This is a genomic window from Posidoniimonas corsicana, assembly GCF_007859765.1.
GTDB lineage: Bacteria > Planctomycetota > Planctomycetia > Pirellulales > Lacipirellulaceae > Posidoniimonas > Posidoniimonas corsicana.
The window spans coordinates 425854-446712 of record NZ_SIHJ01000004.1; the positions used below are offsets into that span (position 1 = coordinate 425854).

The following is a 20859-nucleotide window of genomic DNA, read 5'->3' on the forward strand; positions in this document are numbered from 1 at the left end:
ACGGCGCCCACGGTGGAGGACCACCGTGCGGCTGAGGGACGGCGTCGCATGCAGGGGCGTGGATTCTTGTAGAAACCGGCCACCCGCAGTGCTCTAATGACGGTGTGCTACCGCACACGCAGCGAGGGCCGCCATCGTCTCCGCTGGCGACTGTGGTCGCTGCTGCGCGGTCGGGGAGAACGCCCTTGGGCCGGTAGGCTTCTGTACGTTCTGTCCACTGCGAAACGGAAATCGGACAAAACCCCTGCCCACGATCGCATCTCACCTGAGGAGACGCTGCTATACAAGCTTAAAACGCCGTCCGAGGGGAAATTACGCCCGGAGTTTTGTCCCCTCCGCGCGTGTTTTTGGACAAAACGAATCGGACAAGACTGGGCCGGACGCGTAAGCGGGCGATCGGGGTGACGCGTCAGCTGCTGCTCTTCTGCCGCTTGCGGCGGATCAGCTCCTCGAGGAAGCCGCGGATGGCGTCGCCGAACTGGCCGGCGGTCTCGTACCGGTCTTCGGGCTTTTCGGCGAGGGCCCTCATCAGGATCCGCTCGATGTCGGCGTTGAAGTTGGGGCGGATCTCGCTGGGGCGGCGGGCCCGGCCCTCGGCGATCTCGCGGATGGTCTCCCAGCGGTTGTGCTGGTTCACCTTGTGAGGGTGTTTCCTGACGAGCATCACGTACAGGATGATGCCGAGCGCGTAGATGTCGGCGCGGCCGTCGAGGTGGTCGGTGTCGCCGCGGGCCTGCTCGGGCGACATGAACAGCGGCGTGCCGATGACGCTCCCCTCCATCGAGTGCACGGCCGAGTTGTGCTCGGCCGCTTCGAACATGAACCGCGCGAGGCCGAAGTCGACGATCTTGGGCTCGCCGGTCCCGGTCATCATGATGTTGGACGGCTTGAGGTCGCGGTGCACCACGCCCTTGCTGTGCGCGTGGTCCAGCCCGTCGCACACCTTGGAGATCAGGTGCAGCAGCACGGCCGGCTTGGGTGACTTGTCCTGGACGTGCTGCTCCAGCGTGCCGCCGGTCAGCAGCTCCACCGCGTAGTAGCCGAGGTTCTTGTCGATCTGGCTGTCGTAGATCCGGGCGATGTTCGGGTGGTCGAGCTTCTCCATGAGCTCGATCTCCTGCGCGAAGCGGCCGAACACGTCGTCGGTGGCGAGGTCGACGCGGATGATCTTCAGCGCGATCGGCTCGCCGGTCGACTGCCGGATGGCCCTCCACACCGAAGCGAACACCCCTTTGCCGAGCAGCTTCTGAACCTCGTAGCCGTCGATGCGGGGCACGGCCCACTCCTTGGGCGGCACGAGCTTGACGATCCGCTCGGCGGCGGTCAGCTTGCTCCGCAGCACCTTGGGGTCGATCGGCTTGGTGAGGTAGTCGTCGGCGCCGGCGTTCAGGCCGGCCACCATGTCCTCCTGGGCGTCGCGGCTGGTGAGCATCACCACGTAGGTGAACGGGTGGTCGGGGTTGCGTTTGACGTGGCGGCAGACGTCGATGCCGTCCATGCCGGGCATCTGCCAGTCGAGGATCGCGAGCCGCGGGGCGCCTTCGCGCTGGAGCAGCTTGAGCGCCCGCTTCCCGTCCTCGACAGCGACCGGCTCGTAGCCCCAGTTCTCGACGTTGCGCGACAGGACGGCGCGGTACATCGCGTTGTCTTCGGCGATGAGGACTTTCATGTCGGCGTTCCTTCAGCGGCCGGCGGGCGGCCGGCGTGGTTCCCGGTCCTACGGCTTGGCGTCCTGCAGCGTGGTCAACAGCTGGTCGACGTGTCGCTTGAGCCCCGCCCACTCGTCCACGAACTCGTCGAGCTTCCCGTCCCGGCCGAGGAACTCGACCCGCTTGGCGGCCGCGGCGGCCTCGCCCGCGGCGAACAACGCCACCGAGCCCTTCAGCGTGTGGGCGGCGCGCATGAGCGCTTCGCTGTCGCTGGCGCGCCAGGCCTCCTCCACGTCGGCCATCTGCTTCGGGCACTCCTGGGCGAACAGGTCGATCATCTCGGCCAGCATCTCCTCGCAGCCGCCGACATTCTCCAGCGCGCGGTCGTAGTCGAAGGGGCGGGCGCCGTTGCTGACCGGCGCCGGGGCCGCGGGGGCGCCGCCCACCGCGGCGGTGGGCGCATCGCCGTCGGGCTGGTCCTGACTGGGCGGGACCTTCTCCACCGCAGCGAACAGCTCCGCCGGGCGGAACGGCTTCGAGACGTAGTCGTCCATGCCCGCGTCGAGGCACCGCTCGCGGTCGCCCTTCATAGCGTGGGCGGTCATGGCGATGATGGGCAGCCGCCGCCCCGTGTCCGCCTCCAGCCGGCGGATCTCGGCCGTGGCGGCGAAGCCGTCGAGCACCGGCATCTGGATGTCCATGAGCACCAGGTCGAACCGCTGGACGCGGACCGCGTCGACCGCCATCCGCCCGTCCTCCACGGCCGTGACGTCGTGGCCCCGTTTGCGGAGCAGGCTCACCGCGACCTTGCGGTTCACGACCCCGTCCTCCGCCAGCAGGATCTTCCGCGGCGCGAACTCCCCGTCGCGGTCGGCGGTGAGGCTGCTGGCCGGCGAGTCGTCGACCCGCGCCGTGCCGAGCACGCTGGTGATGCCGTTGAGCAGGTTCGACTGCGTCACCGGCTTGGTCATGCACCGCGCGACGCCCAGCTCGTCCGCCAGCGCCCGGTCCTCGGGCCGGTTGGCGGAAGAGAGCATGATCACGGCCATCGACTCGGCGCCCGGGCGCTCGCGCAGCCGCCGCACCATCTCGAAGCCGTCCATCTGGGGCATCATCACGTCGACCAGCGCGAGTCGGTATCCGGCGCCGCCGCCGGCGGCCCGGTCGAACTCGCGGATCCCGCTCTCGCCGCTCTCCACGGCGGTCGGCTTCATGCCCCAGTTGGAGAGCATCTCAGTGCAGATAAGCCGATTAGTGTGGTTGTCGTCGACCACCAGCACCGGCAGCTGGTGCAGGGTGGAGAGCGTCGCCGCGGCGGCTTCGGGCGTCTCTTCAGCGCGGTCGAAGGTCGCGGTGAACTCGAACGTGCTGCCGATGCCGGGCTCGCTGCGGACCGACAGGCTGCCGCCCATCAGCTGCACCAGCTGCCCAGAGATCGCCAGCCCCAGCCCGGTGCCGCCGTACTGCCTGGTGGTCGACGCGTCCGCCTGTGTGAAGGCCTCGAAGATGTGGGCCTGCTTCTCGGGCGAGATGCCGATGCCGGTGTCCGACACCGCGATGCGGAGGGTCGCCGAATCGTCGGTGACCTCGACCGGGGTCACCCGCACGACGATCTCGCCCTCGCTTGTGAACTTGATCGCGTTGCCCACCAGGTTCACCACCACCTGCCGCAGCCGGCAGGCGTCGCCAACGAGGTGGTCCGGCACGCTGGGGACGATGTGGACCGCCAGCTCGACCCCCTTCTGGGCGGCCCGCCCGGCGAGGGTGTGCAGCGTGCCGCCGAGCGTGTCCCGCAGCTCCAGCGGCAGGTGCTCGAGCTCCAGCTTGCCGGCCTCGATCTTGGAAAAGTCGAGGATGTCGTTCAACAGCGCCAGCAGCGAGTCCGCCGACCGCTGCACCAGCAATTGGTACTCGCGCTGCTCGTCGGTGAGCTCGGTGTTGAGGAGCAGCTCGGTCATGCCGATGATGCCGTTCATCGGCGTGCGGATCTCGTGGCTCATGTTCGCCAGGAAATCGCTTTTCGCACGGTTGGCGGCCTCGGCCATCTCCCGCGCGGCGACCAGCTCCAGCTGCATCCGCTTGAGCTCCGTGACGTCGCGCGAGATCCCGAATGTGCCCACCACCTCGCCCTGGTTGTTCCGGAGCGGCATCTTGGTTGTAGAGACCCACGTGTCGTCTCGGTCGGGCCAGGTTTCCTTCTCGACCTGGGCGACGATTGGCTCGCCGGTCTCCATGATGCGACGCTCGTCCTCCAGCGCCTGCCGGGCGTGCTCGACGGAGAAGATATCCGCATCGGTCTTGCCGATCGCGTCCTGGGGTTTGCTGAGCCCGAACAACTGCGACTGAGACTGGCTCACCCTCAGGAAGCGGCTCTCACGGTCCTTGAAGTAAACCGAGTCGGGGATGCTCTCCATCAGCGACCGCATCAGGTCCTGCTCCAGGTCGAGAGCTTCTTCAATCCTCGCCTGATCGGAGATGTCCCAGAACAGCACCGCCACGCCCACGACATCGCCGTTGGCGTCGCGCACCGGGCCCTTGATGCGCTCGATCTTGCTGACCGTCCCATCCGGCGCGCGTCGCTCTTCGACGCCGCGGAGCACCTCACCGGTTTGCTGAACGCGTTGGTCGTCGTCGTGGTACTTCTGCGCGGCGGATTGTGGGAACAGGTCGCTGTCGGTTTTGCCCAGCAGCTCTCCCGCGCTGGACTTGTGTAGATCGGCGTAGTGCTGGTTGAAGAAAACCCGCCGACCTGCCGCGTCTTTCACCACCAGGCTTACCGGCAGCAGGTCCAGAATCGACCTGGTGACGCTCGCCGGAGTCGGGTCACGCCCGGATGGGGGGGAAGCATCGCCTGACTGCGACGGGCCAAGCAGCATGGCCATCCAGTCGGCCGAGAAGCTATCGCCGGAAGGCATTCGTTCCGCCTCCAACTAGACGCGTCACAGAAGAGAGCACGTCGTCCGTGCGGCCGCCACCCGCAGGACGCACCTGCATTCTATCCACCCGACCGGCAGAATCCACAGGTTTCGGGTGGGTTTGGCGATCTGCCCAACCCGGATGGGCAGCTTGGCTCGTCGGATGGCAAGAAGGCCGAGACAGATTTCGGTCACGAGGGCCACGGCCGTCAGGCAACCACACTGCTTCCATTGGCGTCACGGAGTGATCGGAAGCGGCCCTTTCACGGGCGAAGTTGAACGTTGCCTTGCCGAGAATCGGCCGAAAACAACATGGCACTAGCTGCAGATCCTCAATGGCACGCCATATGCATTTCGCTCCTCCAGCTTCGTTGAAGCGCCTATTTCAAACGGTCGTTGGTCCCTGTGACACGGCCTGACAACTACTCGATCTACAGGAGCTTAGTCATGTTGAGTTGGGCCATTACGTTTCTGGTGCTCGCGCTTATCGCTGGTGTCCTGGGCTTTGGCGGGATCGCCGGCGCGTCCGTAGGGATCGCGAAGATCTTGTTCTTTGTATTCCTGGTGCTGTTCCTGATTGGCTTGGTCGTGCCTCGACTGCGTGGCTCCGTCTAGCCAACCTCAAATGCTCCCGTGAAATAAGAGCCTTGATGTTCTGGCCTTGGAATGGGTTGCTCCCGGGCTTTACGGGATGACCATCTATACGGTCGGCACGTTGAAAATAAAGAGGCAGCTTGGCTTGAGTGCGGGCTGAGAAGATGCGCCGCACTCGTCCGAGCGAAGCCTGCCGAGATTCTAAATGCCCCCCGCCCAACGGCGGGGGGTTTTTTGTTGCGCGATGGTCGCGAGTGGCGAGTGCCCCGGGCTGCTGTGATCGCCGTAGGCTGCTCGCACTTTTCTCCGTGCGGGCAGCCGCGTTGTCGATCGCTACGCACGCACTAACATAAAGCCGGGCGGCTTGTGACCGACCGAGGTGGTCGCTGTGCGACCATTGGTGCGTGGCGGTCAGCTGTGATAGTGCCTTTTCGGCGTTCGAACTGGTAAGCGGCACGCCATATGCGTCATGGGTTCATCGCAAGGCGTGCCCACCCAACGGGACGCTGCTAGCTTTAACAAACCTCGGCAAACAGCCGTTTTGAACAGGAACGCCTGACAGACCAATGCCCCGCCTGCTATCCATTGACGATGACCGTTCGGTCCACCACCTGGTAACGAAGGCCCTCGAGGACACTGGCGTCGAGGTCGTGCCCGCGTTGACCGCTCGCGGCGGCGTGGACGCAATCGAGGCGGAACGACCTGACGCGGTGCTGCTCGACGTGATGCTGCCCGATATGTCGGGGCTGGATGCGTTCCGCCTGATCCGGCAGATCGACTCGCGGCTGCCCGTCATCATCGTGACGGCGGCCGGCAGCAGCGAGACCGCTATCGAAGCGATGAAGCTCGGCGCCTTCGACTATCTCACCAAGCCGATCGACGTCGACAATCTCGAACGTCTGGTGGGCCACGCGATCGAGTCGCGGCGGCTCGCGAGCGTGCCCGTTGGTATGGCCGACCTTACCGAGCCGCAGGACCGAGGGGACGCGTTCGTGGGTCGCTGTGAGGCGATGCAGGAGGTGTTCAAGTCGGTCGGCCGCGTAGCGCCGCAGTCAGTTCCGGTGCTGATCCGTGGAGAAAGCGGCACCGGCAAAGAACTGGTCGCCCGAGCTATCTACCAGCACGGCGCCCGCAGCGAGGCGCCGTTCCTCGCGGTCAACTGTGCTGCGCTATCGGAGACGCTGCTCGAGAGCGAGCTGTTTGGTCACGAGAAAGGCGCGTTCACAGGCGCCGAAAGCCGCCGGATCGGCAAGTTCGAACAGTGCGACGGCGGCACCATCTTCCTCGACGAGGTGGGTGACATGTCGCCCGCCGTGCAGAGCAAGGTCCTGCGTTTATTGCAGCAGCAGACCTTCGAACGCGTGGGCGGCAACACCACGATAAAGTCCGATGTACGCATCGTCTCGGCGACCAACCGTGACCTGGAATCGATGTGCGAAGAGGGCGAGTTCCGAAACGACCTGTTCTACCGGCTCAACGGGTACACGATCACTCTACCGCCGCTCCGCGATCGTGGCGACGACCGGGTAATGCTGCTGCAGCACTTCCTCGCTCAGCTCAACAAGGAGCTGGGGCGGGAGGTGCAGGGCGTCGCGCCCGACGCGATGCGCCGCCTGCTCGACTACGACTGGCCTGGCAACGTGCGGGAGATGCAGAGCGTCGTTAAGCAGGCGATGCTGCACTGCAGCGGGCCGGTGCTGATGGCTTCGGCGTTGCCGCAAGAGGTGACCGCGGGCCCTATGCGGCCTAGGAAGTCCGCCCCGGCCGCGGAGCCTCATGGCGAGGGGGATCCCGGCAGTTCTAATGGGCACGTGGCCGAAGGAGAGCAGGCCCCAGCCAATGGTTCGCCCGCTGCAAACGGGCTTGGCGAGTTCATCAGCTCGCAGATCGCAGCCGGCTCTGGCGACCTCTACGCGGCCACGCTGGCGGCGATGGAGAAGCAACTGCTCTCGCGTGTGCTGAGCCACACCGGCGGGAATCAGTCGGAAGCCTCGCGGATTCTTGGAATCACCCGCGGCAGCTTGCGTAACAAGATCCGTTCCAACGGGATCGTGATTGGGCCGGACATCAAGATCAAGAGCTGAGCCTGGGAGCGGTTATTCGCCTCCCAAATAGTCCTCGAAGAAATCCATCAACTGGTTGGCCGCCTTGGTGAGGTCGGCGGCCAGTTTGGAGAGCTTACCTTCTTCACCGGTTCGCGCGGCAAGCTCCAGGTCGCGGGCAGCGTTTACCACGGCTTCTGCATCAAAGTTCGCCGACAGCCCCTTCAGACTGTGCGCAGCCCGCTCGAGCGTCGCAAGGTTGCCGGCCTCGAGGCTCTCTGCGATCGCGGTTAGTAGAGTCGGGGCGTCCTCGCGGTAGAAGCCAATCATGTCGCGGAGTAGGCTGCGGTCTCCGCGAAGGCGGCTGAGCGCGGCGTCCAAGTCGACCAGTCGCCGGCTCGGCGGCGCCTCGGCATCCGGCTCGCTCGGCGCTTTTTGCGGCGTTTCGTTCGACGGCCACGCGACGCTCCCGTCCTTCCGATCGGCGACGCTCTCAACCACCTTGAGCAACTTCGCAAGGTCGAGTGGCTTTGACAGGTAACTGCTCATGCCGGCGCGCAGGCACCGTTCGCGATCTCCCCGCATCGAGTGGGCAGTCATCGCAATGATCGGGGTGCTCGGCCGTGAATCGCCACGCTCAATTTCGCGGATCGCCTCGGTCGCCTGGAACCCGTCCATGATGGGCATCTGCACGTCCATGATGACAAGATCAAACGGCTTCTTGCGGAACTCATCGATGGCCTCGCGGCCGTTCACGGCGATGTCGATGTGGTGCCCCCGCCGGCTGAGCACCGTTTGCACCACCTTCCGGTTGGCGGGCGTGTCCTCGACGAGCAGGATGGTGAGCGGCTGAACGCTTGGCTTGTCGAACAGCCCCTGATTGCGCTGCCCTTCGAGAGTGGCCGCGCCAGTCGCCTGACCGATAGCGCTCAGCAGCTGGGATTGGCTGATTGGCTTTTGCACGAAGGCCGCCGCCCCGGCTTCCGCGCAGCGGCGGCTGAACTCGAGTCGGTCGGTGGCCGACGCCATAATGATCGGCTTGGTCGCGAGCGAGTCGTCGGATTCGATCTGCGACGCGACCGTGAAGCCGTCGATCCCTGGCATCAGCGCGTCGACGACAGCGATGTCAAACCCGCCTCCATCGGGGGCGCCGGCACGCAGTTGCGAGACGGCCTCGTCGCCGCTGTCGACGGCTAGGGCTTTCATGCCCCAGGCGTTGAATTGCTCGATTAGCGTCTGACGGCTGGCCTCGTTGTCGTCAACCACCAGCACCGACAGCCCCTTCATCTTGGCGGTCAATTCGGCGTCGGGATTCGCGGGTTGGTCGTCAATGGCGAGAGTCAACTCAAACGAGAACTCGCTCCCTGAGCCTGGCGCGCTCTCCACGTGCAGCTGGCTGTTGAAGCAATGGATCAGGTGCTGGGTGATGGTCAGCCCCAAACCGGTGCCGGTGTACCGCCGCGTGGTGGCGCCGTCTACCTGGGTGAATGGCGCGAAGATGCGGGTCTGGTCCTCTTCCGAGATGCCGATGCCGGTGTCCGCGATGCGGAACGCCAGCCGGCACCGACGGTGGTGCGACTCCACCTCTGTCAGCTCCACCACAACCTCGCCGGCGGCGGTGAACTTGACGGCGTTGCCCACCAGATTGGTGATGATCTGGCGGAGGCGGACCGGGTCGCCGATCAGTCGTGACGGCACGTCGGGGGCGACGTGGCACACCAGCTCGAGACCCTTCGCGTGTGCCGCCGGACCAAGCACTTTGGTGGCCCCTTCCAACAATTCGCGGGGGTTGAAGGGGGTCTCGTCTAGTTCGAACTCTTCCGCCTGAAACTTTGACAGGTCGAGCACGTCGTTGATGAGGTGCAGCATCGCGTCGGAAGAGTCGCGGATGGTCTCCAGGTAGTCGCGGAGCTCCAGCGAGATGTCTTCTTCGAGGGCGAGCGCGGTCATGCCAACGATCGCGTTCATCGGCGTGCGCAGCTCGTGACTGGCGTTGGCGAGGAATCGCGACTTTGCGGCGGTCGCATCCTGAGCCTCGGCCAGCGCCCGCCGCAACTCGTCCGCGGAACGCACCCGGTCGGAGATGTCGCGTTCGACCGTGGCGTACCCAACCGCGGTCCCTTGTTTGTCCTTGATGGGGAATCCGCAGATTGCCACCGGGAACGTTTCGCCGTTCTTGCGGGTTCGGACCGTGTCGAAGTTCTCGATAACCTGGCCGTCCCGTGCCGCGTCACGCAGGCGCTTTAGCTCACTCCTGCGGTCTGGCGGCGTGGTGAGCGAAACGTTCTCGCCGATCGCCTCGTCTTGGGAGTAACCGTAGATCTCCTCGGCGCCGCGGTTCCAGGCTTCAATGCGGCCGTCGAAAGAGCGGGCGATGATGGCGTCACGGCACGACGCCATCACTGCGGAGAGGAGCCCGGTGGATTGCCCGTACGGTTCGTGGCCGGGGGTCATGTGGTCGATCTCGCTGGGCGGGCGTCCGTGTCCAGAGCGGAGGATAGCGTGGAGAGTAGCTACTATAGGCCATGCGAAGCCACGCGGGGAGCCACGCACCGCCCTTTCTATCGGCGGTGGTTCTCGCGCGGCCGTGCTGGCTCGATCGAAACCAGTAGCGGCCCGAAGGGACTTGCCCCTTTGCTCAGTGCCATTGCTCCAGGGTCTCGCTCGGAACCGCAGAGTCCCGATTGAGTTCTTCCAGCACTTGCAGGAAACGCGTAGTGAGGTCCGGGTCGAGCAGGCTGCCGCGGTCGTCGGCGAGTTGCTTGTGCAGGGCATTAAGTCCAGGCCGTGACCCGGGGCCCGCCGCGTTGAGCAGTGATTCGTAGCGGTCGACAACGGCTACGATCCGGGCCGATAGCGGGATCTCATCACCGCGCAATCCCTCCGGGTAACCAGATCCATCAAACCGCTCGTGGTGCGACTGGGCGACCTCCGCCGCCATAGGGAAGAGCGTTGTGTCGGGGTGCTGCTTTGCCATCCGGGCGAGCAGACGCCCGCCAATTAGGGTGTGCTCCTTGAGGAGTTCGTAGTCGTTGCGGCTGAGAGTGATGGGGTCGGCCGCCTCGGCGATTCGCACCGGGATCGAGAGCATGCCAACGTCCTTCAGGACGCAGGCGTAGTGCAAATGGTCAAGGAATTCTTGGCGGCGTTCCAGCAGTTCCGGAGAAGCGTCGAGTGTTCTCTCGGCCAACAGGTGGTTAAACGCCCTGGTGCGGTCAAGGCTGCTCAGGCGCCCGGTGTCACGCAGGGTCGCTACGAACGCGAGCACGTCGCCGATTGCCCCGCATGATTGCTCGAGTCGCCGGGCGCGGATCGCGAAGTCGAGCTTGGCGAGAAGCTCTTCCTCATCGAATGGCTTGGCGATGTAGCCGTCTGCGCCTTCGTCGTAGCCGCGTAGCTTGTCGCTCAACGCGACGCGAGCGGACACCATGATGACGCGCACGCCCTCCAGTTCGTAGCTCTGTTTGATCTGTCGGCAAACCTGATAGCCGTCGAGCCCCGGCATCATCACGTCCAGCAGCACGACCGGGGGCCGGAGCTGTTTAGCGATGGCGATACCGTCAACGCCGTTGGTCGCAGTGGCGACGCGGTAAAACCCGTCTAAGGCTTCCTGGATGACCTCCAGGTTCACCTCATTGTCATCGACCGCAAGGATTGTTTCTGGCGTGCTCATTCGTTCTCCCTGAGGGCTAACTTGTACGTCTCGGGGCGCCGACGGCTAGGCCGGCGCCGGTTCGGAGTTTGCAGCGGCGCGGATCGGGAGCTCGACCGTGAACACCGCGCCCCCGGCCTCGTTGTTGTCGGCCCGAATGGCCCCCCCGTGCTGGTGGACAATCCGTTCGGCGATCGCTAAACCGAGGCCAGCGCCCACGCCTAGTCGCGCGCCCGCGTCCGACTGGAAGAATTTCTCAAAGACGGCCACGAGGTCCGCCTCCGGGATGCCGGGACCCTGGTCGCGGACACGCAACACGCACGCACCGGATTCATCGGATGTTTCCAGAGTAACGCTCACCACTCCGCTGTCGGGCGAGTGCTTGACCGCGTTGCCGACAAGATTGCGGACCACGCAGGCTAGCTTTTCCCGGTCGGCGTTGATCATTACTGGCACATCGGGTGCGGACCACGACAGCTCGAGGCCGCGCTCTTCGGCGAGGGAGCCGAACTCCTGCAGTACCTCGTCGATTAGCTCCGCCGCCGAGCAGGGGGTGAACGAGAACGTCTCGGACCCCGCGTCGAGCCGGGCCATGTCGAGGAGTTGCTCGACCAGACCCAGCAGCACCTTGCCGTTGGCGTTGATGCGGGTGAAGTAGCCCCTGATTTTCTCCACGGGCGCCGTGCCGGTCCGCTGCTGCCCGAACCGCGAGAAGCTGAGGATGCCGTGGAGCGGCGTGCGCAGCTCGTGGGACATGTTGGCCAGGAACTCGGTCTTCACCTGGTTGGCGGACTCGGCCTCGTCTTTGGCCCGGCTCAATTCCTCGGTGCGCAGCCGCACCGTCTCCTCAAGCTGTGTGTTCTGCGCGAGCAAGGCCTGCTTGGTCGCCAGCAGCTGGTGCGAGTAGTCGCGCAACTCTTTCACGGAACCCTCGTGCCGGGTCTGGTCCTCGATCACCACCAAACAGCACGGCTCGTTCTCAAGCGGGTAGAGGTCGACGCTGACCGGGAACGACTGACCGTCCGACCCGTTGGCAGAGCACCGGACGCGGCGGGCGGCATTCTCCACGCTCGACAGGCACAGGCACTCCGCGAGCCTTCGGCTCAGGCCAGCGCCACTGTCCGGCGTCGCCAGCGCGTCGAGGCTGACGCGCCGCCTGAGCAGGCCGGAGCTGAAGAACTTCTCTGCGATGTGGTTCCACTGCAGCACGGCCCCGGACCGCGAAACCCACAGCAGCGCGTCGCTGGAAGCGGCCTCCAGCTTGGCGAGCCTGCCCGCCGCCCGAGAGGCCGCGGACCCACGCCGTCGGAGCACAAACGCAAAGCAGGCCACGACGGCCAGCCCGCCGATCAGCGCAAGGTAGTTCGGGTCCATCGGGCTACTCCAGTAGGTAGACGTCTTGTGCCGCGGGCAGCAGGTCGACAGGGTTGATGGTGGCGTCCGTAACCGTGACGATCCGCATGGTGCCGCTCACCATCCGGAGACCGCACGAGCCTGCGCCCGTCAGCAGGATGGTGTGGCCCCACTTGGCGTAAACGGTCCCGGACAGCGCGCCGCCCCCGAGGAGGTGTTGCGCATCGATCACGATCGGGCGACGGTCGCTCCGGGCTTGGTACACCAGCACCCCGTCGTAGGGGCTGGTTGGGTCCTGCAGCCCGGTGTACGCGGCGCCGGCCAGGAGCGGAGCAAGGACCACGCTCGGCACCACCGTTCCCACGGAAGCCGGCGGGGCGGTCGACGCGTCAACGCCCGCGTCCGGCATGCCCGTGGTTGCGTCGTAGGAGGCGGAGTCGGTGATATAGAACATGGCGCCGTCGGCTTGGACCGGGCCCAGCGCTAGAAGCGACAGGTTGGTGAGCGGACTCCGGCCGCGGATGACGTAGACCCCGGGTTCGAATATGACGCCCCCGACGGGCGCGACGACCGTGATGGAGTCGTACACCCCTGGCTGAAGCGTCTGGTTCTCGAGGAGGTCGGACACCGGGGTCAGCACGGCCGAGAGCAACGGCTGCAGCAGCGGCGAGAGGCCGCTGAGCACGTCGCCGAGCAACGCAGCGGCGTCGCTAGCGGACAATGCCACGGCGATGGCGTGGGACGGAGAGCGGACCGCGCCGCTGACGTTGGTCGCATCGACGGACGTTGAGGGGGGCGGGAGAGCCTCCAGCGGGTCGTCCGTGGGCAGCATGTTCGCCCTGAGCGGCGACTCGTCATCCGGGTCGAGTGGTTGGTACTGGTCCTGATCGTCCACGCCGCCCGTAACGCGTATGTCGCTTGCCAGTAGCTGGGTCGTCGGCAACAGCGGCATGCAGGCCGACCCGTAGGGCGGCCCCGCGCTGACGCCTGCGGGGCGTCCGTCCTGGTCCACGCCGCCCCAGGTCGTGTTGATCAGCACCGCGCCCTCGACTCGCACTTGTCCCAGGCCCTCAACCTCGAGCCCCGCGGTAATTGTGGGGAGCGGCAGCGGCGCCAGGTCGGTCGACGCTTGCGTCAGCGTCTGGGTAAGAAAGTCGGGCAGCAGCGCTTCGAGCCCATCGGACAGCAACGCGGACGCCACGCCACCGACGATTGGGACCCCTGCCAGGTAGTCGACTGCTGGAGATTGGGCGACTGCTTGCTGGACCACCGATGTGACCGCAACGGCGGACAGCGTGTCGTCCACCGCGCCGAGATCGATGGGCGCCGGATCGGGGTCGAGCGCCATGATGGCGGCGCCGTCGGTCGCGTCGGCCACGCCGGCAACCGCGCGTGCGCTGATAGGCTTCGACATCAGCCCGCCAGCGCCGCGCAGGATGACGGTCTGGTAGTCACGCTGGACGTCGACCTGCACGTGGTTCGCCAGGCCGGCGAAGTCGCCCGAAGTGGGGGGGATCGATACGACAACTTGCGCGTCGGGCATCCCTGAAGTTGCGTGGACGAACTGCTCGGCGGTGGCGATCGCCGTCGCCGACGGGTTCCCGAGACGCAGGTCCACCGCCGCCGCGGTCGCCGCGCCGTCGGCAACGTGCTGCAGCCGGTGGTGCTCGTCCATGACCACGCCGCCGTCGAGCACCAGTCCCGCCACCGCGATCAACGCGGGCAGCAGCACCGCGAGGAGCACGAGCACCTTCCCGCGGCGCCTACTGGCAGTGTGAGGGCAGTCAGAGGTGGTGTAAGTGATCTCTCGCATCGTGGCCTCCAAGGCGGCGCCGTAGCGCCGGTTCTAGTGCGTGATGCACATGGTGGTTTCTGACCGCAGGGCCGTTTGTCCCCACGGCAGGAGCGATCCCAGCAACGGCGCGTGGTCGTACGCAAGCGTCACCCGCACGCGATCGCCCGGCGCGTTGTCGCCATCGATCCACTCCACGGTCACCGCGACTTCATCCGCAGAGAGCAGGGGCAGGGGCGTGCCCGCCACGAGGGGGGCGATCTGGCCGTCGTCCAGGACGCCCGAGTACGTGGCCGGGCCCCAACTCGGTACCCCGGCTGGTGCGAACCGGCTGCTCATGACTGCCTCACGCGCGACCTGCCGTCCTGCCTTGGAAAGGGTGTTGTCCCGCACCGCTGCGACGCCCAGATCCAGCAGCGCGAACACGACCAGCAGCATGACGGGCAGTGTCAGCGCACACTCGACCGCCGACGCGGCCGATCTGGCTGCGTTTGGCTGGGAGACGTGTGTTGGCCGTAGCGGGCGTGGCATGCAGGATCAGCGGAACTGTCGGAAGTGGATCTGCTCTTCGAGGCCTGTTTCGTTCGGGAGCGTGGGCCAAGAGATCAGTGTGCGGAACGGGTGCCCTACGCCAACCTCCACTTGAACCACGTCGTCGGGGCCGATGGTGGTCGTCACGCTGACATCCAAGTCGGGTTCCTGGAAACCGGGGAAGTGCTGCATCTCGTCGAGCACCGCGTCGCGTACCAACGCCTCCCAGGCGTCGTAGGTAAATGCGGTAAAGCCGCGCGAGGCGCCCAGTTCGGCGCCGGTGCGGGCCGCGTTCGTGAGCACCATCCGGGCGTCCGCGATCCGTCCAAAGTCGCAGCACGCCAGCGCGATCAGCATCAGCAGCGGGATCAAGATCGCGAACTCCGTGGCCGCGGTGCCCCGTCGGGGGGCAGTGTTCTTGCCTCTCATTGCCATGGCGTTTTTTATCCCTTCGTCCCCTGTTCCTATTTGGCCGCGTACGCGTCCTGGATCTGCAGCAGGGCGGGCGCCACCAGCACGACGAAGATCGCGGGGAAAATCAGCAGCAGCGTCGGCAGGAGGATCTTGACCGACGCCTTCTGCGCGTTCTCTTCGGCGAGCTGTTCCCGCTGGTTCCTGAGCATGTCCGCGTGGCTCCGCAAAGCGTCGCCGATATTGGTGCCGAACCGCTGGGCTTCCTTGACCAGGCTGCTCAGAAGCCCGACCCCCTCGTAGTCGGTTCGGACGGCAAATCGCTTTAGCGCCTGGTCGATGGTCGAGCCAAGGTCGATGTCACGCTGCACGAGATCGAGTTCTCGGGCGAGCGTTGGATGGACTGAACGCATCTCCTCACCGGCTCGTTTCACCGCCTCCTGCAGGCTGAGTCCGGCTTCGAGGCAGATGATCGTCAGGTCGATGAAGTCCGGCAGCGACTTCCGCAGGCTGTTGTGGTTGACCCTGATCGCTCGTTCCAGCCACAGGCCCGGAGCACAGTACGCGGCGCCACACGCCAGCAGCGCCGCCGGCATTGCTACGCCGGCGGCGAGCAGGTTGAACACGTACAGCATGGCTACGCTCGTGGCGGCGAACGCAACCATCAAAAAACGCGCGAAGAAGAACCAGTGCGAGTTGGCCGATCGGTAGTACCCCGCGAAGCTCAGCCGCTGCTCGACGCGGGCACGGTCCTCGGCCCCGAATAGCGGCAGCAGCCCCCCCAAGGGAGAGTGGTCTCGCTCGCCGCCCGACCCGCCGGCTTCAAGCGCCCCGGCGGGTCCGCGGTCGCCGTCGCCGCCGACCTCGCGGAGTCGGGTCCGGATCGCACGCTGCCGTGGGTCCCACAGGTGCAGGACCGCGTACACCGCTCCAGAGATTGCGGTGAACACCAGCGCGGCGTAGATCTGTTGTTGACTTATCATGTTTGCATCTAAGGTGACTAGTAGTCGAAGTTCACGATCCTGCGGATCCAGAACACGCCGGCCAACTGGGCGCCGGCGGTCGCGAGCAGCAGCCACGGGCGGGCCATGATCGACGCGGCGTACTCGGGGGCCAGCACCAGGATGGCGGCCATCGCCGCCAGCGGGAGCAGCAGCAGAACGTTGGCCTGCATCCGTCCCTCGCCGGTTAGCGCACGCACGCGGTCTTTCAGCCGGAGCCGCTTTTGAACCATAAGCGCTAGGTTGTCGAGAAGCGTCATGAGGTCGCCGCCCGACTTGGACTGAACGAACACGGCCACCACGAACAGCTTCAGCTCGAGGATGCCCGTGCGGTCGGCGAGCTTGCGGAGAGCGGACTCCTTGCTCATGCCGAGGTTCTGCTGCTCGTAGCAGAGCGCGAACTCCTCGGACAGCGGCGGCTTGAACTCTTCGGAGAGCAGCTTGAGCGCGGCTGGTACGGTTTGTCCGGCGCGAACGGTTCGGCTGATCAGCTGAAACGCCTCGGGCAGCTGCTTGGTCAGGCGTTTGGTTCGGCTGTGCCGCCTGGAGTAGAGCAGTGCGATCGGCGCCGCGCTGCAGCACGCGGCGGCGACGCCCGCCGCCGTGTTGCCGACCCCGGCAGAGAGTGCAACCGCGGCGCCTGCCGCGGCGGCGGCCGCCGTCGCCCAAGCCAGCGTGCCCACCGTCCACCGTAGCCCCGACTGGTCAATCAACCGCTGAAGCGTTGCACGCAGCGAGTCGGCAGTAAGCATCGACGCGCCGCGCTGGCCGCTCTCTTTGAACAGCGAAACCGACGCCGCGTCCGCATCGTCCCGGGCGAGCTCGTGCAGCCGGGCGTTGACGAGGTCGCGGTAGCGGAACGCCCAGTGGTACACCGCCAGCCCGACGGCGCCCGATAGCAACGACACAGCCGCAAAAACGGCGATCAGCACCGCGTTGTCGGTCATGACTGGGCCCCCACCGCGTCGATCCGCTCGACGGGGCACTCGCCCTGCCGGAACAACTCCCTCGGCACGCCGACCCCTGACGCGACAAGCCGGTCGAGGCAGTTGGGCTGGATGCCGCACGCCTCGTGCCGGCCGATCGGGTGGTGGTCGGCGTCGACGCCGGTCTGGTTGAACACAAACAAGTCGTGCATGCTGATCGTCTCGCGCTGCACGCCGGTGATCTCTGAGATCTGCAGGATCTTCCGCTCGCCGCCGCTGAGCCGCGCCAGGTGGACGACGATGTGGATCGCCGACGCGATCTGCCGGTGGACGAACCACATCGGCAGCTCCGGCGCCGCCATCCCCACCAGCAGCTCGAGCCGGCTCATCGCGTCGCGGGCGTCGTTGGCGTGGATGGTCGACATCCCGCCGTCGTGGCCGGTGTTCATGGCTTGCAGCATGTCGAACGCCTCGGGCCCGCGGCACTCACCGACCACGATCCGATCGGGACGCATCCTAAGCGCGTTGCGGACGAGGTCGCGCGAGGTGATCTCGCCGCGCGACTCGAGGTTGGCGGGGCGGGTCTCCATCCGCGCGACGTGGGGCTGCTGCAGCTGAAGCTCGGCCGCGTCCTCGATGGTGGCGATCCGTTCGTCCTCGGGGATGAACCGGGACAGCGCATTGAGCAGGGTGGTCTTGCCGCTGCCGGTGCCCCCAGCGACCAGGATGTTCAGCCTTGCCTTGACGCACGCGGCCAGGAACTCCAGCATCTGCGGCGTCGCCGCTTTCCGCGCGACCAGGTCGCCTGGCGTGAGCGGTTTCTTAGAGAACTTGCGGATCGAGACCAGCGCCCCGTCCAACGCCAGCGGTGGGATCACCGCGTTGAGCCGGCTCCCGTCGGCCAGGCGGGCGTCGACGATCGGGCTCGCTTCGTCGACGCGCCGCCCGACCCGGCTTACGATCCGCTGGACGATATCGAGCAGGTGGTCCTGGTCACGGAACCGGAGGTCGGTGGGCTCGAGCCGCCCCCGGCGCTCGACGTACACGCAGTGGGGTCCGTTGATCAGCACGTCCGACACCGTCGGGTCGTGCATGACCGACTCGAGCGGGCCGAGGCCGAGCGTCTCGTCGACGAGCTCGTCGATCAGCCGCTGACGATCCGACTGGCTCAACAGGTCGGAGTGCTTGCGGCACAGCGCCTCGGCGCCGCGTCGCAGCTCACCCCGCAGCACGTCGGGATCAACCGATTTAAGCACGGAGAAGTCGACACTGCTGATGAGCTGCTCGTGGAGCTCCGACTTCAGCCGCTGGAAGCGTGTGTCGCGGGATTTGTCCTGCGAGCCGGATCGGCCAGTCTGTTCGTTCATTTCTTACTTCCCGGGTTGGTCTTGGCGCCGCGGAACATGCTGGAGGCGAGCGAGAACACCGACCCCTGACTCGCGGCCGCCTTCGCCGGAGGTTTGGCTTCGCGCGTCCGTTCTGCCAGTGTCCCCGCCAGCTCGACGAACGCCTTGGAGACCGCCGACGCCGGCGACTCCTGCACGACCGGCGCGCCGATGTTCACCGACATGCTGACCGCCTGCTGGTCGTCGGGGATGCAGACGATGCCGTCCTCGAGGTCCAGCACGCGGGTCACCTCCTTGAGCGGCAGCTGCACGGCGCCGCTGGTCTCCAACGCGACGACACGCAGCGCGCCGGTGGAAACGCTGAGGTCCCGCAGGCGATCGAGCTGCTTCTTCGCCCGACAGATCGAGATCAAGTCGAGCCTCATCGTCATTACAAGCGAGTCGCTCCGCTCCAGCAGCTGGACGCTCTCGGGCGAGTGTGCGCCGGTCAGGCAGGCGAACACGAGCGAGAAGCTGTCCTGCGCCAATGAGGCGATGGTGCGGCACGCGTGGTGGGCGTCGTCATCCGGCGAGCACATCGACGGAGGCCCCGCCAGCAGCGCGAGCCCTGAATCGTGCCGGGTCATTGCCTGGTGCAGCATTCCCTCGTCAATGCCGTCGGGTTGGTGTACAAGGTCGTTGACCGTGTGCTGCGGGCTCACCCCGAGGTAGGTCGCCAGGTCGCCGCCGCTGAGGTTGAGGTCGAGCAGAGCGCACGACCGGCCGCCTCGTGCGGACGCCGCAGCTAGGTTCACCGCGGTTAGATCGCAATCGCCCTGCGAGTACGCCGGGAACACGCTGACGAGCCGCCCGCGGCCCACTGAGCGCCGCTGCTCATAGAACACCCGGGTCACCAGGTCGCCGATCTCGCGTCGCAGGTCGCTCTCGACATCCAGGAAGTCGTCCGCGCCGGCGCGAATCGCCTGCAGCATCCGGCGCGAGTCGGATGCCGGCGCCACCACGACGATTGAGTTGCTGCTGCTCGAGCGGATTTCTGATACTAAGCCGATCAGGTCGCCGGAAACCTCGTCGGCTGTAACGAACACCACACCTTCGCCCATGTCCCAGGAGAACGAGTCCGCCAGCACGGTCGACAGCCCCAGCACATGCTCGAGAGGGCAGTCAAAGTCCAGATCGCTGAGAGTGTTCAACACCCGCGCGGTCGTTGGCTCGCTGTTGCTGACGATCCAGAGTTGCATAGGAGGTAGACCGGCGTAGACGGCCCGGTGTTGTGGCCGCGGCGCCGAAGGTTTGGTGAGGGGGGTAGTCGCCTGCGTTTTCTGAGCGGTTGAGATGGGGCACCTATCGTCCCATGTCGGAGGGCGTCGCCGTGCAAACCTACGTCTGCGATCGCCGCCCCGTGGCTATTCACCGTGCGTATTAGCCACACGCAGCGGACGCGTCGCGCTGCGGATCCACACTCACCTAGCATTGCCCTTCCAGCACTCCTATCAGTCGGGTGGGAAGCCGGCGGCCGCTACGCTGCAACACCTTTAGATTCAGCCACCGCAGCCAACTACCCGGCCGCCGCCGCCGCTGGTACACTGTCCCGATCGAGTGATGCGCCGGGACGGTCGCAATGGACTCCCCGTCGATCCGCCAAGCCCCCGTAGCTCAGGGGATAGAGCATCGGTTTCCTAAACCGTGTGTCGCAGGTTCGAATCCTGCCGGGGGCGCTCTTTAGTTCGGCCGTTCGAGGGCCGGCGGCGCGGCTAGTCGGCTAGCACAAATTGGCAGCCGTAGTCGTAGAAGCGGCTCATCGGTTCGCACCGCATCACCTTGCTGACCACCTCAATCTCGCGGAACGGGAGCGTCTGACAGGTCCACTTCAGGGCCAGGAATTCGGACGTCACGGCCCGCGTATGGAGTAGGCGGACGCCCGACTCCGAGATGTCCCGCACCGCTAGTGTGAACGGCTCGCCGCAGCGGGCGATGTGACGCGTCACCGGGACGGCGAGCGCCACCGACCGCACGCGGGCGCGTTCGCGGCGGCGTTTCTGCACGTCGCGGTCGCGGAGCTTCTTCGTCGTGCTCTGCTCGGCGAGCGCTTCTTCCTCCTCCAGGCGGTGGATGAAGTCGTTCACGGCCGCCGGCGGGTCGGTCATGGCTTCGCTGATCTCGAAGACCCCCTCCAGCCGCTCGGAGAACATCTCGCTGAGCTCAAGCAGCGATCGCTCGATCGTCGACAGCAGCTTGATCGACTTGGGGCTCTCGCGGTCGTCGTCGTCGACGAACGCGGGGTCGATAAGCGACGCAACCCGAGCCGCCAGCTCTTCAAAGTCAACGGGCTTCTGCAGGATCTCGTCGATGCCTCGTCGCCGCAGGTCTTCCACCAGCCGCGGCTCCGCCAGACCGGTCAGCACGACGATCTTCGGCCGGTTTGGCCAGGACAGCAGCTCGGCAGCCAGGGCGTGTCCGTGGACGCGGGGCATACGGAGGTCGGTCACCACCGCGTCGTACGGGTACCGGCCCGCCAGCAGCATCGCCTCCTCGCCGTTGCACGCCACGTCACACTGCAGCGAACGCTTAGCCAACGCGCGCGAGGCAAGCTCGCGCACATACGGCTCGTCGTCAACCACGAGGGCTCGGTATCCGGTGAATTCCATGT

General features: G+C 66.1%; 15 protein-coding genes and 1 tRNA gene. 3 read left to right on the forward strand and 13 right to left on the reverse strand.

From position 1 onward, the window contains the following. Nucleotides 1-409: 409 nt before the first annotated feature. Together KOR34_RS23095 and KOR34_RS23100 are read right to left on the reverse strand one after the other, a co-directional pair. A complete protein-coding gene (locus KOR34_RS23095) occupies nt 410-1669 on the reverse strand; it encodes a protein kinase domain-containing protein (protein ID WP_146568487.1) in 1260 nt (419 codons plus the stop codon). A 48-nt stretch (nt 1670-1717) separates the two neighbouring features. Further along, a complete protein-coding gene (locus KOR34_RS23100; RefSeq protein ID WP_146568488.1) occupies nt 1718-4564 on the reverse strand; it encodes a hybrid sensor histidine kinase/response regulator in 2847 nt (948 codons plus the stop codon). Between the two features lie 447 nt (nt 4565-5011). Here KOR34_RS23100 and KOR34_RS23105 point away from each other — a divergent pair, with 447 nt between their 5' ends. Together KOR34_RS23105 and KOR34_RS23110 are read left to right on the forward strand one after the other, a co-directional pair. Then, nucleotides 5012-5179 (forward strand): DUF1328 domain-containing protein, encoded by a 168-nt coding sequence (locus KOR34_RS23105; RefSeq protein ID WP_146568489.1) that lies wholly within the window; start codon nt 5012-5014, stop codon nt 5177-5179. Between the two features lie 545 nt (nt 5180-5724). After that, the gene (locus KOR34_RS23110; protein ID WP_146568490.1) at nt 5725-7242 is read left to right on the forward strand and encodes a sigma-54-dependent transcriptional regulator; all 1518 of its coding nucleotides are present in this window, start codon (nt 5725-5727) and stop codon (nt 7240-7242) included. 12 nt (nt 7243-7254) lie between these two features. On the opposite strand, the gene KOR34_RS23115 is transcribed toward KOR34_RS23110, so the two are convergent. The 10 genes from KOR34_RS23115 to KOR34_RS23160 form a co-directional block, all read right to left on the reverse strand. Then, nucleotides 7255-9654, reverse strand: a complete 2400-nt coding sequence (locus KOR34_RS23115; protein WP_197531684.1) for a PAS domain-containing hybrid sensor histidine kinase/response regulator — start codon at nt 9652-9654, stop codon at nt 7255-7257. Nucleotides 9655-9838: 184 nt separating this feature from the next. Beyond that, on the reverse strand, nt 9839-10873 hold the full coding sequence (locus KOR34_RS23120) for a response regulator (protein WP_146568492.1): 1035 nt from the start codon (nt 10871-10873) through the stop codon (nt 9839-9841). 45 nt (nt 10874-10918) lie between these two features. Continuing rightward, nucleotides 10919-12226, reverse strand: a complete 1308-nt coding sequence (locus KOR34_RS23125; protein WP_146568493.1) for a sensor histidine kinase — start codon at nt 12224-12226, stop codon at nt 10919-10921. Between the two features lie 4 nt (nt 12227-12230). Further along, nucleotides 12231-13955 carry a pilus assembly protein TadG-related protein gene (locus tag KOR34_RS23130; RefSeq protein WP_197531685.1) on the reverse strand — a complete coding sequence of 575 codons (1725 nt, stop codon included), beginning with the start codon at nt 13953-13955 and terminating at the stop codon, nt 12231-12233. A gap of 96 nt (nt 13956-14051) precedes the next feature. Beyond that, nucleotides 14052-14528 carry a TadE/TadG family type IV pilus assembly protein gene (locus tag KOR34_RS23135; RefSeq protein ID WP_146568495.1) on the reverse strand — a complete coding sequence of 159 codons (477 nt, stop codon included), beginning with the start codon at nt 14526-14528 and terminating at the stop codon, nt 14052-14054. Nucleotides 14529-14534: 6 nt separating this feature from the next. Next, the gene (locus KOR34_RS23140; protein WP_228714746.1) at nt 14535-14957 is read right to left on the reverse strand and encodes a TadE family protein; all 423 of its coding nucleotides are present in this window, start codon (nt 14955-14957) and stop codon (nt 14535-14537) included. 35 nt (nt 14958-14992) lie between these two features. After that, the gene (locus KOR34_RS23145; RefSeq protein ID WP_146568497.1) at nt 14993-15922 is read right to left on the reverse strand and encodes a type II secretion system F family protein; all 930 of its coding nucleotides are present in this window, start codon (nt 15920-15922) and stop codon (nt 14993-14995) included. A gap of 17 nt (nt 15923-15939) precedes the next feature. Beyond that, complete coding sequence (locus tag KOR34_RS23150) at nt 15940-16887, reverse strand: type II secretion system F family protein (RefSeq protein ID WP_146568498.1); 948 nt, start codon at nt 16885-16887, stop codon at nt 15940-15942. Continuing rightward, nucleotides 16884-18233, reverse strand: coding sequence for a CpaF family protein (locus tag KOR34_RS23155; protein ID WP_146568499.1), 1350 nt, complete (start codon nt 18231-18233; stop codon nt 16884-16886). Before KOR34_RS23155 ends, KOR34_RS23150 begins: the two co-directional genes overlap by 4 nt. Continuing rightward, a complete protein-coding gene (locus KOR34_RS23160; protein WP_146568500.1) occupies nt 18230-19450 on the reverse strand; it encodes an AAA family ATPase in 1221 nt (406 codons plus the stop codon). Before KOR34_RS23160 ends, KOR34_RS23155 begins: the two co-directional genes overlap by 4 nt. Nucleotides 19451-19854: 404 nt before the next feature. Between KOR34_RS23160 and KOR34_RS23165 the strand changes: the two genes are divergently transcribed. Next, a tRNA-Arg gene (locus KOR34_RS23165) sits at nt 19855-19927 on the forward strand. 36 nt (nt 19928-19963) lie between these two features. Here KOR34_RS23165 and KOR34_RS23170 read toward each other — a convergent pair. Beyond that, nucleotides 19964-20857 carry a response regulator gene (locus tag KOR34_RS23170; RefSeq protein WP_146568501.1) on the reverse strand — a complete coding sequence of 298 codons (894 nt, stop codon included), beginning with the start codon at nt 20855-20857 and terminating at the stop codon, nt 19964-19966. Nucleotides 20858-20859 lie beyond the last annotated feature (2 nt).

Bases quoted from the DNA above. Each gene is read 5' to 3' on its own strand.
- KOR34_RS23155 (WP_146568499.1), bottom strand. From the start codon at position 18,233: ATGAACGAACAGACTGGCCGATCCGGCTCGCAGGACAAATCCCGCGAC.
- KOR34_RS23100 (WP_146568488.1), bottom strand. From the start codon at position 4,564: ATGCCTTCCGGCGATAGCTTCTCGGCCGACTGGATGGCCATGCTGCTT.
- KOR34_RS23095 (WP_146568487.1), bottom strand. From the start codon at position 1,669: ATGAAAGTCCTCATCGCCGAAGACAACGCGATGTACCGCGCCGTCCTG.
- KOR34_RS23145 (WP_146568497.1), bottom strand. From the start codon at position 15,922: ATGATAAGTCAACAACAGATCTACGCCGCGCTGGTGTTCACCGCAATC.
- KOR34_RS23120 (WP_146568492.1), bottom strand. From the start codon at position 10,873: ATGAGCACGCCAGAAACAATCCTTGCGGTCGATGACAATGAGGTGAAC.
- KOR34_RS23135 (WP_146568495.1), bottom strand. From the start codon at position 14,528: ATGCCACGCCCGCTACGGCCAACACACGTCTCCCAGCCAAACGCAGCC.
- KOR34_RS23170 (WP_146568501.1), bottom strand. From the start codon at position 20,857: ATGGAATTCACCGGATACCGAGCCCTCGTGGTTGACGACGAGCCGTAT.
- KOR34_RS23115 (WP_197531684.1), bottom strand. From the start codon at position 9,654: ATGACCCCCGGCCACGAACCGTACGGGCAATCCACCGGGCTCCTCTCC.
- KOR34_RS23150 (WP_146568498.1), bottom strand. From the start codon at position 16,887: ATGACCGACAACGCGGTGCTGATCGCCGTTTTTGCGGCTGTGTCGTTG.
- KOR34_RS23160 (WP_146568500.1), bottom strand. From the start codon at position 19,450: ATGCAACTCTGGATCGTCAGCAACAGCGAGCCAACGACCGCGCGGGTG.
- KOR34_RS23110 (WP_146568490.1), top strand. From the start codon at position 5,725: ATGCCCCGCCTGCTATCCATTGACGATGACCGTTCGGTCCACCACCTG.
- KOR34_RS23125 (WP_146568493.1), bottom strand. From the start codon at position 12,226: ATGGACCCGAACTACCTTGCGCTGATCGGCGGGCTGGCCGTCGTGGCC.
- KOR34_RS23105 (WP_146568489.1), top strand. From the start codon at position 5,012: ATGTTGAGTTGGGCCATTACGTTTCTGGTGCTCGCGCTTATCGCTGGT.
- KOR34_RS23140 (WP_228714746.1), bottom strand. From the start codon at position 14,957: ATGAGAGGCAAGAACACTGCCCCCCGACGGGGCACCGCGGCCACGGAG.